We start from the raw sequence: 12,001 nt of genomic DNA, 5'->3' as shown, positions 1-12,001 counted from the left end.
CGAGTTGACTTCCAGCCACCTCGGCCGCAATGTCGCGGCCTCGTCAGGGAGGTTTCTTAAGTGAACACGCGTATGCGTCGTGCCGCCGTTGCCATTGCCGTCGGCGCGATGGCCGTTTCGCTTGCTGCCTGTGGCAGCGCCAAGGAGTCCGGCGACAACGCCGACTCCACCGGGTCCGCCAAGAAGGGCGACGACATCAAGGTCGGCCTCCTCCTTCCGGAGAACGCGACCGCCCGATACGAGAAGTTCGACCGGCCGCTCATCGAGAAGAAGGTCAGGGAACTCACCAACGGCAAGGGCGAGGTCGTCTACGCCAACGCCAAGCAGGACGCCAGCACGCAGAACCAGCAGGTCGACACGATGGTGACCAACAAGGTCGACGTGCTGATCGTGGACGCGGTGGACTCCAAGGCCATCGCCGGCTCGGTGAAGAAGGCCAAGGACGCGGGCATCCCCGTCGTCGCCTACGACCGCCTGGCCGAGGGCCCGATCGACGCCTACACCTCGTTCGACAACGTCACCGTCGGCAAGACCCAGGGCGAGGCCCTGCTGAAGGCCCTGGGCTCCAAGGCCAAGGACGGCCAGATCGTCATGATGAACGGGTCCTCCACCGACCCGAACGCCGCCCAGTTCAAGCAGGGCGCGCACTCCGTCCTCGACGGCAAGGTGAAGATCGGCCGCGAGTACGACACCAAGGAGTGGAAGCCGGAGAACGCCAACGCCAACATGGAGGGCGCCATCTCCGCCCTCGGCAAGGACAAGATCGTCGGCGTCTACTCCGCCAACGACGGCATGGCGGGCGGCATCATCACGGCCCTGAAGGCCGCCGGCATCGCGAACATCCCGGTCACCGGCCAGGACGCCGAACTCTCCGGCGTGCAGCGCATCGTCACCGGCGAGCAGTACATGAGCGTCTACAAGCCCTACCCGCAGGAGGCGGACGTCGCGGCCGAGATGGCCGTCGCCCTCGCCCAGGGCAAGTCGCTCGACTCGATCGCCAAGGACAAGGTCGACAGCCCGACCACCAAGGCCATCCCCTCCGTCCTGGTCCCGGTCGTCTCGCTGACCAAGGACAACATCAAGGACACCGTCATCAAGGACGGCATCTACACCGTGAACGAGATCTGCGCGGGCAAGTACAAGGCCGCCTGCGACAAGATCGGTCTCAAGTAAGCAGCCGTCAGGTCCCTTGAGGGGTACGGGAGTCCGCGTCCGGACCCCCGTGACTCCCGTGCGGACCCGCTGCCCCGAGTTCCCTCCGGCGCCCCGCCACACCAGCCCCGCAAGCTCCGCGGGGCGCCGGAGCGATCACTCCTCCCACACTTCTGCACAACCTCCCGCCGGGTCAGGCGGCGAAGGAGATGGTTCACGTGTCCGCTACGCCCGTGCTGGCGTTGCGCGGGGTCTCCAAGCGGTTCGGTGCCGTACAGGCGCTCACCGACGTAGAGCTTGAGGTCCACGCCGGTGAAGTGGTCGCCCTGGTCGGCGACAACGGAGCCGGAAAGTCCACGCTGGTCAAGACGATCGCCGGCGTGCACCCCATCGATGAGGGCGTCATCGAATGGGACGGCAGGTCCGTCCAGATCAACAAGCCGCACGACGCCCAGAACCTCGGCATCGCGACCGTCTACCAGGACCTCGCGCTGTGCGACAACATCGACGTCGTCGGCAACCTCTACCTGGGCCGGGAGATCCGCAAGCGCGGCGTCCTGGACGAGGTGGAGATGGAGCGCCGCTCCCGCGAGCTGCTCGACACCCTGTCCATCCGCATCCCCAGCGTCCGCATCCCGATCGCCTCGCTCTCCGGCGGCCAGCGCCAGACCGTGGCCATCGCCCGGTCCATGCTCGGCGAGCCGAAGCTGGTCATCCTCGACGAGCCCACCGCCGCCCTCGGCGTCGAGCAGACCGCGCAGGTCCTCGACCTCGTCGAGCGGCTGCGCGAGCGCGGCCACGCCGTGATCCTCATCAGCCACAACATGGCCGACGTCAAGGCCGTCGCGGACAAGGTCGCCGTGCTGCGCCTCGGGCGCAACAACGGCGTCTTCGAGGTCAAGTCGACCTCGCAGGAAGAGATCATCTCCGCCATCACGGGCGCCACGGACAACGCCGTGACCCGTCGTGCGGCGCGCACCCACGGGGAGATCAAGAAGTGAGCATCGACAAGACCTCGACGGCCTCGGGCACGCCCGAGGACCACGTCGTGGAGAACCCCGAGGCGGCCGCGGCCGCCGTCACGGTCGTCGACCCCCGGCTGCTGGTGCGCGAGCAGGGCCTCGCCGGATACGTCACCGAGTTCAAGCGGAAGATGAAGTCCGGTGACCTGGGATCCATCCCGGTCGTCGTCGGCCTCGCGGTCATCTGGATCATCTTCCAGAGCCTGAACTCCAACTTCCTCACCGCGGGCAACCTGTCCGACATGTCCGTCGCCATGGTCGGCACGGGCATGATCGCCGTCGGCATCGTGTTCGTGCTGCTGCTCGGCGAGATCGACCTGTCGGTCGGCTCGGTCAGCGGTGTCGCGGGCGCCAGCTTCGCCGTGCTGAACGTCACCAACGGCATGAACGAGTGGCTCGCCTTCGTGCTGGCCATCGTCACCGGCACGGCCGCCGGCGCGCTGCACGGCTTCTTCTTCGCGAAGATCGGCGTCCCCGCCTTCGCCGTCACGCTGGCCGGTCTGCTCTTCTGGAACGGCTTCATGCTCCAGATCCTGGGCGACAACGGCACGATCAACCTCGACCCGGACGGGGTCGTGGCCCAGCTGACCAGCTACTACTTCTCGGACGTCGCCGCCGCGTACGGACTGGCCGCCGTGGTGACCGGCGGGTACTTCCTCAGCTCCTTCCTCGGCAACCGGCGGCGCGAGGCCGCGGGCGTGCCGTCCCGGCCGCTGAGCGAGACCGTGCTGCGGACGGTGCTGCTGGCGATCGTGGCGTTCGCCGTCGCGGTCGTCTTCAACCAGTACAAGGGCCTGCCGCTGGCCGTGGTGATCTTCATCGTGGTGCTGCTGGTGACGGACTTCGTGCTGCGGCGCACCGCGTACGGCCGGAAGGTGTTCGCGCTCGGCGGCAGCGTCGAGGCGTCGCGCCGGGCCGGTATCAACGTGGAGATGGTCCGGATCTCGGTGTTCGCGATCTCCGGGACGTTCGCGGCGGTCGGTGGTCTGTTCATCGCGTCGAAGATCGCCGCGGCGAACCAGGGTGCCGGTGGGGGTGACCTGCTGATGAACGCGATCGCCGCGGCGGTGATCGGCGGGACGTCGCTGTTCGGCGGTCGTGGGCGGACGTGGAACGCGCTGCTCGGTGTGCTGGTGATCGTGTCGATCCAGTACGGGCTCGCGCTGGAGGGCATCGCTTCTCCGGTGCAGTACATGATCACGGGTGGTGTGCTGTTGGCCACGGTGGTCATCGACGCGGTGACTCGTAAGACGCAGAAGACCGCGGGGCGGGCGTAGCGCTGAAGGACATGACTGTGCCCGGCACCGGAAGGTGCCGGGCACAGTCAGGTCGTAGGTGGGGCACAACTTGGGTACAGCCGAACGCGTGACGTACGACGCACAGCCTCGGCGCCGCCCGCGAAGGCGGAACATTAGACTCGACAAGCCCGGCAACAGCTCTACTGCAAGGAGGCACGGGTGCCGCTGCTGACCCGTATCAGGGGACCGCGCGATCTGGACCGGCTCAGCCTGGAGGAGCTGAACCAGCTGGCGGAGGAGATCCGGAGCTTCCTTGTCGAAGCGGTCTCCAAGACCGGCGGTCATCTCGGCCCCAACCTCGGCGTGGTGGAGCTCACCATCGCCCTGCACCGGGTCTTCGAATCGCCCAAGGACAAGGTGCTCTGGGACACCGGCCACCAGTCCTACGTGCACAAACTGCTCACCGGCCGTCAGGACTTCTCCAAGCTGAAGATGAAGGGCGGCCTGTCCGGCTACCCCTCGCAGGCCGAGTCCGAGCACGACATCATCGAGAACTCGCACGCCTCCACCGTCCTCGGCTGGGCCGACGGCATCGCCAAGGCCAACCAGCTGATGAAACGCGACGACCACGTCGTGGCCGTCATCGGCGACGGCGCGCTGACCGGCGGCATGGCCTGGGAGGCGCTGAACAACATCGCCGACGCCAAGGACCGCCCGCTCGTCATCGTCGTCAACGACAACGAGCGCTCCTACGCCCCGACCATCGGCGGCCTCGCCAACCACCTGGCGACCCTGCGGACGACGGACGGCTACGAGCGGTTCCTCGCCCGCACCAAGGAGGTCCTGGAGCGCACCCCCGTCGTCGGCCGGCCGCTCTACGACACCCTGCACGGCGCCAAGAAGGGCCTGAAGGACTTCATCGCCCCGCAGGGCATGTTCGAGGACCTCGGCCTGAAGTACGTCGGCCCGATCGACGGCCACGACATCGAAGCCCTGGAGTCCGCCCTCGCGCGGGCCAAGCGGTTCGGCGGGCCCGTCATCGTGCACTGCCTCACCGAGAAGGGCCGCGGCTACCAGCCCGCCCTCCAGGACGAGGCGGACCGCTTCCACGCCGTCGGCAAGATCCACCCCGACACGGGCCTGCCGATCGCCTCCTCCGGCGCCGACTGGACCTCCGTGTTCGGTGAGGAGATGGTCAAGCTGGGTGAGGAGCGCGAGGACATCGTCGCCATCACCGCCGCCATGCTCCAGCCGGTGGGCCTGGACAAGTTCGCCAAGCGCTTCCCCGAGCGGGTCTACGACGTCGGCATCGCCGAGCAGCACGGCGCCGTCTCCGCGGCCGGCCTGGCGACGGGCGGGGTGCACCCGGTGTTCGCGGTGTACGCCACCTTCCTCAACCGGGCCTTCGACCAGGTGCTGATGGACGTGGCCCTGCACAAGTGCGGTGTCACCTTCGTGCTCGACCGGGCCGGCGTCACCGGCACCGACGGCGCCTCCCACAACGGCATGTGGGACATGTCGATCCTCCAGGTCGTACCGGGGCTGCGGCTGGCCGCCCCGCGCGACGCCGACCAGGTCCGCGCCCAGCTGCGCGAGGCCGTCGCCGTCGACGACGCGCCGACCGTGGTCCGCTTCTCCAAGGGCGCCGTGGGTCCCGCCGTACCCGCCGTGGGCCGCGTCGGCGGCATGGACGTGCTGCGCGAGCCCGGCACCGACCGGCCCGACGTGCTGCTGGTCTCCGTCGGCGCCCTCGCGCCGATGTGCCTGGAGATCGCCGGCCTCCTCGACAAGCAGGGCATCTCCACCACCGTCGTCGACCCGCGCTGGGTCAAACCCGTCGACGAGGCCATGGCCCCGCTCGCCGAACGGCACCGCGTGGTCGTCACCGTCGAGGACAACAGCCGGGTCGGCGGCGTGGGATCGGCGATCGCGCAGGCGCTGCGCGACGCGGGCGTCGACGTGCCGCTGCGCGACTTCGGCATCCCGCCGCGCTTCCTCGACCACGCCACGCGCGCCGAGGTCATGGCCGAAATCGGCCTCACGGCGCCGGACATCGCCCGGCAGGTGACCGGGCTGGTCGCCAGGCTGGACGGGCGGTACGAGCGGTCCGCCGCGGACGCCGTGGACTCGGTGGAGCCCGTGCGCGACTGACCCTGCGTCGGCTCCCCGCGACCGACACGCTGAATGGGCCGGTTTCACCACCGTGAGGGTGGTGAAACCGGCCCATTGGCGTGAATCCGCCCCCGCCGGGGCATACGAACGGTGCCCCCTCTCGATCATGTCGAGGACGACAAGCGTGGGAGGTACCCCTGTGAGCAGCACCCTCTTCCGGACGAAGAAGGTCGAGCAGTCCATCCTCGATACCGAGGAGCCAGAGCACGCGCTCAAGAAGTCCCTGTCCGCGCTGGATCTGACCGTCTTCGGCGTCGGCGTGATCATCGGTACCGGCATCTTCGTGCTCACCGGCACCGTCGCCAAGAACAACGCCGGCCCCGCGGTGGCCCTGGCGTTCGTGGCGGCCGGCGTCGCCTGTGCGCTGGCCGCCCTCTGCTACGCCGAGTTCGCGTCCACGGTCCCGGTCGCCGGGTCCGCCTACACGTTCTCGTACGCGTCCCTCGGCGAACTGCCCGCCTGGATCATCGGCTGGGACCTGGTCCTGGAGTTCGCGCTCGGTACGGCGGTGGTGGCCGTCGGCTGGTCCGGCTACATCCAGTCGCTCATGGACAACGCGGGCTGGCAGATGCCCGCGGCCCTGGGCAGCCGCGAGGGGGCCACCGACTTCGGCTTCGACATCCTGGCCGCCGCGCTCGTCCTCGTCCTCACCGGCATCCTCGTGCTCGGCATGAAGCTGTCCGCACGGATCACCTCGCTCGTCGTCGCCATCAAGGTGACGGTCGTCCTCGTCGTGATCATCGCGGGCGCGTTCCTCATCAAGGGCGAGAACTACGACCCGTTCATCCCGAAGGAGAGGGCGGTGGAGGCCGGGAAGAGTCTCGATGCCCCACTGATCCAGCTCATGTTCGGCTGGGCGCCCTCCAACTTCGGTGTGATGGGCATCTTCACCGCCGCCTCCGTCGTGTTCTTCGCGTTCATCGGCTTCGACGTCGTGGCCACGGCGGCGGAGGAGACCCGCAACCCGCAGCGCGACATGCCGCGCGGCATCCTCGGCTCACTCTTCATCTGCACGGCCCTGTACGTCGCCGTGTCGATCGTGGTGACCGGCATGCAGCACTACAGCCGGCTGTCCGTCGACGCGCCGCTCGCCGACGCGTTCAAGGCCACCGGGCATCCCTGGTACGCGGGCTTCATCAGCTTCGGTGCCGCGGTCGGTCTGACGACGGTGTGCATGATCCTGCTGCTCGGGCAGACCCGGGTGTTCTTCGCGATGAGCCGTGACGGGCTGCTGCCGCGGTTCTTCTCCCGCGTCCACCCGCGGTTCAAGACCCCGCACCGGCCGACCATCCTGCTCGGTGTGGTCATCGCGATCCTCGCCGGCTTCACCCCGCTGACCGAGCTGGCCGCCCTGGTGAACATCGGCACGCTGTTCGCCTTCGTGGTCGTCGCCATCGGTGTGCTCGTCCTTCGCAGGACCCGTCCCGACCTGCACCGGGCCTTCCGCACCCCGTGGGTGCCGGTCATCCCGATCCTGTCGGTGTGCGCCTCGCTGTGGCTGATGATCAACCTGCCCGCCGAGACCTGGGTCCGGTTCGCCATCTGGATGGCCGCCGGCTTCTTCGTCTACTTCCTCTACGGCCGCACACACAGCCGCCTCAGGAGCGAGGAGCCGACGAAGACGGGAGACCAGCTGTAGCCCGCCGCGCGTTCTCACCCCCGGGCTCCTACGGACGCACCGTACGGGGCCCGGCCACCTCCGCCCCCAGTGCCGCGACCCGCCTCCGCAGCTCCCGGTCCGCCGTGACCACCAGGACGGAACGCCCGGCGGCCGCGGCGACCACCTCCACGATGTGATCGTCCCCACTGCCCGGCGCCGACGACACCCGCACACCGGGCACGGACTCCACCCCCCGCGCCGCCCCCTCCACCACGAGCACGACCTCCACCGGCCCGTCCACCCCCGGCACCCCGTCCGCCGCCAGCCGGTCCCGCAACCGCTCCGCTGCCCCCCGCCGGTCCCGCCACCACCCGTCGGGCACCGACCCGACGACGTTCGCGGCATCGACGACGACAAGGACAGGCGCGGTGTCGTTCATGTGGTCAGGGTCGCACGCGAGATGACGCCCCGGCAGGGGCGGGCCGCGCGGCGGGCGGTCCGGCCCGCATAAAGTGAACTGGTGAACGGCGACTGGCTCATCCGCGGCCGCGACGGCCGCCTCACCGTCTATCTGCCCTCCGGCGACGCCGTCCTGTGCCGTGCGGAGCGCGGCCCCGCCGGCCTCTGGGACGACACGCCCCGCACGGTCGGCGGCGACCAGAAGCTGCACCCGGGCCCGGCGGTCGGCCAGGGCGCCGACGGGTACGCCCATCTGGCCGCCTGGCGGCCCACCGTGCCGGGGGAGTCCGGCCTGGTGCACTCCACGCACTTCCGGCCGGGGCTCGCGCCCCTGGACTGGATCCCGATCGGGCACCCCGACAGGAAGGGCGACCGGACGGGCCCGCCGGCCGTCGCCGTCGACGGCGCGGGGCGCGGCTACGTCTTCGTCCGGAACAAGGGCGGTGGGGTGAGCCTGCGCAACCAGAAGGTCAAGGGCGGCTGGGGCCCCTGGCAGAACCTCGAAGGGCATGACGTCGAGGGGGAGTTGGCCGCGGTGACGGGGGAGTCGGGGCTGGTGGAGGTGTACGCCGCCATCCCCGGGGGGATCCTGCACTGGCGGCAGGAGGGGGACGGGAAGACGCCGGTCCGGACCGAGGGCGTCGATGTGGCCGTCCGGGCGGGAACCCTGCGCGCGCTCGCCACGTCCGCCGAGCACACCACCCTCTTCTTCACGGACGGCTCGGGGGATCTGTGCGCCTGGCGCCCCGGTGAGAAGCCCGTGACCCTCCTCGCCTCCGCCGGACCGGGGCCGGTCTCCGCCGTGCGCTGCCACATCGAGGGGCACGACTGCACCGTGCTCGCCCAGCGGTCGGCGAGCGGCCGGGTCGCCTTCGCCGCCTATCCGACCGAACAGGAGTCGGCCGGTGCCTGGTGGACCGAGTCCGGCCCCCAGCTGCCCGCCGACGCCATGGTGTCGCTGGCGCTCGACGAGCACGACGAGGTCGTCGCGGCCTCCCTCTCCCCGTCGACCGGCACGCTGCTGCTCACCCGGCGCAAGGACGAGCCGGGGCTCGCGCTGGAGGCCTGGCGGGAGATCTGACACCCCGTTCTTCTGAGGCTCCTGTCGCTCCAGACACACGAAGTGTGTCGAGGGTTGTACGGATGTGTGCGTGACAAGGCGCACCTCGGGTAAACGTGGTCAAAAAGTGAAGGTCTTGTTAACCTCCTCGGACTTGTTCGAATTTGCTCGGGGGGCTGGTTGCTGTGCGTCCGGCCGGGGCCGTGGCAACCGGGGGTTGGGAATGATGTCGTGAGCAGATCCTCCACGGTGGATCTTGTCGTGGTCGGACTCGGTTACGTGGGGCTGCCGTTGGCCAGGTCCGCGGCTGCCGCCGGCCTGAAGGTGGTCGGTCTCGACCGCAGCCGACGGGTCGTCGACGGGCTGAACGCCGGCCGTTCGCATGTGGACGACATCAGCGACGCCGACGTACGCGCCATGCGGGAGCAGGGCTTCGAGGCCACGGACCGGCCCGGGGTCATCGCCGATGCCGCCGCGGTGGTCGTGTGCGTTCCGACGCCGCTCACCGAGCACGGCGCTCCCGACCTCGGCGCGGTGCACGCCGCCGTCGAGGACATCGCCGCCCACCTGCGGGCCGGCACGCTCGTCGTGCTGGAGTCGACGACGTACCCGGGCACGACCGACGAGGTCGTCCGGCCGCGGCTGGAGGCCGGCGGGCTGCGCGTCGGAGCCGACTTCCACCTCGCCTTCTCCCCGGAGCGCATCGACCCGGGCAACGCCTCCTTCGGCCTGGAGAACACGCCCAAGGTGGTCGGCGGCATCACGGCCGACTGCACCAAGGCCGCCCGCGCCCTCTACGAGCGGTTCGTGAACCGGGTCGTCGAGGCCAAGGGCACCCGCGAGGCCGAGATGGCCAAGCTGCTGGAGAACACCTACCGGCACGTCAACATCGCCCTCGTCAACGAGATGTCGATGTTCTGCCGTGAGATCGGCGTCGACCTGTGGGACGCCATCCGGTGCGCGTCCACCAAGCCGTTCGGCTTCGCGCCCTTCTACCCCGGCCCCGGCGTCGGCGGGCACTGCATCCCGATCGACCCCAACTACCTGTCGTACAAGGTGCGTTCGCTGGGCATCCCGTTCCGGTTCGTGGAGCTGGCGCAGGAGATCAACCAGCGGATGCCCGTGCACGTCGTGAACCGCGCGGCCGATCTGCTGAACGACCAGGGCAAGGCCGTGCGCGGATCCCGCGTGCTGCTGCTCGGTGTGACGTACAAGCCGGACATCTCCGACCAGCGGGAGAGCCCGGCGCTGGCCGTCGCGGAGAACCTCCTCGCGCGCGGCGCCGAGCTGGTCTACTTCGACCCGCGGGTCGAGGAGTGGCGGGTCGGCGGCGAGCCCGTCGAGCGGGCCGGGAACTACCTGGCCGCCGCCGAGGACGCCGACCTCACCATCCTGCTCCAGCCGCACCGCGAGATCGACCTGGACGTGCTGGCGGACCGGGCCCGGGCGCTCTTCGACACCCGGGGCAAGTCCGCCGACCACCCGCGGGTGGTCAAGCTGTGACTTCCGAAGACACGTACATACCCGGGGCCGTCGACTCCGGTGGCCGCCGCGCGCACCGCAAGCGGCGGCACCTGAAGGTCTCGTACTTCGTCTTCCTGGGCCTGGCCGCGCTGATCGCCACCCGGCTCGACGCCGGCTCCCTGCACCTGTACTCGATGGGCGCCATGGGACTGCTGTCCCTGAAGATGTTCGGCGCCCTCTTCTACCGTCCGGCCAAGGCCGGGCGGGAGGAGCTGGAGTACCTGGAGAACGCCTGGGTCACCGCGGTCATCCCGATCTACAACGAGGACCCGGTGATGTTCGAGCAGGGCATGCGCAGCCTCCTCGCGCAGAGCCGCCTGCCGAACGAGATCCACATCATCGACGACGCCAGCGCCAACGACTCCGGTATCAGGGCCGCGAAGAAGATGCGCCGCGAGTTCGAGGCCAAGGGCGTCAAGTACACGGTCAGCGTGCAGCCCGAGAACAAGGGCAAGCGCGAGGCGCTGGCGCTGGGCTTCGAGGCCGCCCCGTACTCGGACATCTTCCTCTGCGTCGACTCGGACACGGTCCTGTCCCGGGACACCGTGCGCGAGCTGCTGCTGCCGCTGGCCGACGAGAAGATCATGGCCTCCACCGGCATGGTGCTGGCGCTCAACCACGACAGCAACATCTTCACCCGCCTCCAGGACCTGCGCTACGGCAACTCGTTCCTCTTCGAGCGGGCCGCCTACTCGCGGCTGAAGTCGGTCCTGTGCTGCTGCGGCGCGCTCTCCGCGTACCGCGGCACGCTGGTGCGCAAGTACCTGCCGGACTTCCTCAACCAGCAGTTCCTGGGCAAGCCGGCCGTCTTCGGCGACGACCGCCGCATGACCAACTACTGCCTGATGGAAGGCCAGGTCGTCTTCCAGGAGACGGCCGTCGGCTACACCGCCGTCCCCGAGAAGCTGCCGCACTTCCTGCGCCAGCAGGTCCGCTGGAACAAGTCCTTCTTCCGCGAGTCCCTGTGGGCCTTCCGGCACCAGAAGAAGTACCGGCCGGCCTTCTGGCTGACCTGCATGGAACTCGCGCTGTGGCTGGTCTTCGGCTCGGCGATGTTCTACTCGATGGTCATCCTGCCGATCATCAAGCCCGAGCAGTTCGTCCACCACATCGGCGACTACCTCATCTTCATGGTGCTGATGGGCTACCTCCGCAATGTGCGCTACCTGGACTTCCCGCGCCGCGGCATGGGCTTCGTCAAGCGGTTCGGCATGTTCCTGCTCGCGCCCATCTACGGCGTCATCCAGCTGACGCTGCTGACCCCGCTGCGGTTCTACGCCCTGTTCACCCTGCACAAGGGCAGTTGGGGCACCCGCCAGGGCGGTGTCGAGGTGTCCGTGGCCGGTGACCACGAGTCCGAGGTGACGGAGATCTTCGAGGAGGAGGACCCGTACTCCGACAAGAAGGTCACCGAGACGCTCCAGCTGATGCGTCTGGAGGGCGTGGCCCTGCGCACCCGGCCCCGCCCGGCGGGCGGCATCCCGGCCCAGCCGCAGCCGATCCCGGGCTACGACGAGGAGCAGCACGCGGGTGTCCCGCAGCAGCGCGTGAGCTGGGGGACGCCGGAACCGGCCGGCCGGCAGCAGTGGCAGGGCGGATACGACCCGTACCAGCAGCCGTACCCGGGCCAGGGCCACGACCCGCAGCAGGGCGGGTATCCGTACCAGGACCCGTCCTGGCAGCAGGGCCAGGGACAGGGGCACGGGCAGGGCTACGGGCAGGGCGGCTGGTAGCGCCGTAGAAGACACGACAGGGGGGCGGCCGCACGGCCGCC

At 69.5% G+C, this 12,001-nt stretch carries 9 protein-coding genes; 8 read left to right on the top strand and 1 reads right to left on the bottom strand.

What is annotated here, in order from left to right:
- Positions 1–72: 72 nt before the first annotated feature.
- The 5 genes from IE255_RS20000 (at position 73) to IE255_RS19980 (ending at position 7,223) form a co-directional block, all read left to right on the top strand.
- Positions 73–1,173 (top strand): ABC transporter substrate-binding protein, encoded by a 1,101-nt coding sequence (locus IE255_RS20000; protein WP_190051848.1) that lies wholly within the window; start codon positions 73–75, stop codon positions 1,171–1,173.
- A gap of 188 nt (positions 1,174–1,361) precedes the next feature.
- Positions 1,362–2,153 carry an ATP-binding cassette domain-containing protein gene (locus IE255_RS19995; protein WP_190051686.1) on the top strand — a complete coding sequence of 264 codons (792 nt, stop codon included), beginning with the start codon at positions 1,362–1,364 and terminating at the stop codon, positions 2,151–2,153.
- The gene (locus tag IE255_RS19990; RefSeq protein ID WP_190051685.1) at positions 2,150–3,451 is read left to right on the top strand and encodes a sugar ABC transporter permease; all 1,302 of its coding nucleotides are present in this window, start codon (positions 2,150–2,152) and stop codon (positions 3,449–3,451) included. Before IE255_RS19995 ends, IE255_RS19990 begins: the two co-directional genes overlap by 4 nt.
- A gap of 180 nt (positions 3,452–3,631) precedes the next feature.
- The gene (dxs, locus tag IE255_RS19985; protein WP_190051684.1) at positions 3,632–5,563 is read left to right on the top strand and encodes a 1-deoxy-D-xylulose-5-phosphate synthase; all 1,932 of its coding nucleotides are present in this window, start codon (positions 3,632–3,634) and stop codon (positions 5,561–5,563) included.
- 160 nt (positions 5,564–5,723) lie between these two features.
- Positions 5,724–7,223, top strand: coding sequence for an amino acid permease (locus tag IE255_RS19980; RefSeq protein WP_190051683.1), 1,500 nt, complete (start codon positions 5,724–5,726; stop codon positions 7,221–7,223).
- A gap of 28 nt (positions 7,224–7,251) precedes the next feature.
- On the opposite strand, the gene IE255_RS19975 is transcribed toward IE255_RS19980, so the two are convergent.
- Positions 7,252–7,623 carry a PIN domain-containing protein gene (locus IE255_RS19975; protein WP_190051682.1) on the bottom strand — a complete coding sequence of 124 codons (372 nt, stop codon included), beginning with the start codon at positions 7,621–7,623 and terminating at the stop codon, positions 7,252–7,254.
- An 81-nt stretch (positions 7,624–7,704) separates the two neighbouring features.
- On the opposite strand from IE255_RS19975, the gene IE255_RS19970 reads away from it, so the two are divergent.
- The 3 genes from IE255_RS19970 (at position 7,705) to IE255_RS19960 (ending at position 11,960) form a co-directional block, all read left to right on the top strand.
- On the top strand, positions 7,705–8,724 hold the full coding sequence (locus IE255_RS19970) for a PLL family lectin (protein ID WP_190051681.1): 1,020 nt from the start codon (positions 7,705–7,707) through the stop codon (positions 8,722–8,724).
- A 210-nt stretch (positions 8,725–8,934) separates the two neighbouring features.
- Positions 8,935–10,206: a nucleotide sugar dehydrogenase gene (locus tag IE255_RS19965; protein ID WP_190051680.1), complete on the top strand. Its 1,272-nt coding sequence runs from the start codon at positions 8,935–8,937 to the stop codon at positions 10,204–10,206.
- Entirely contained in the window at positions 10,203–11,960 is a 1,758-nt protein-coding gene (locus IE255_RS19960; RefSeq protein WP_190051679.1) for a glycosyltransferase, read from the top strand. The genes IE255_RS19965 and IE255_RS19960 overlap by 4 nt, the downstream gene beginning before the upstream one ends.
- Positions 11,961–12,001: the final 41 nt, after the last annotated feature.

The sequence above is a fragment of the Streptomyces lomondensis genome, from assembly GCF_014651035.1.
GTDB lineage: Bacteria > Actinomycetota > Actinomycetes > Streptomycetales > Streptomycetaceae > Streptomyces > Streptomyces lomondensis.
The sequence above is the reverse complement of the archived record's forward strand: the minus strand, read 5'-3'. Positions and strand labels throughout refer to the sequence as shown.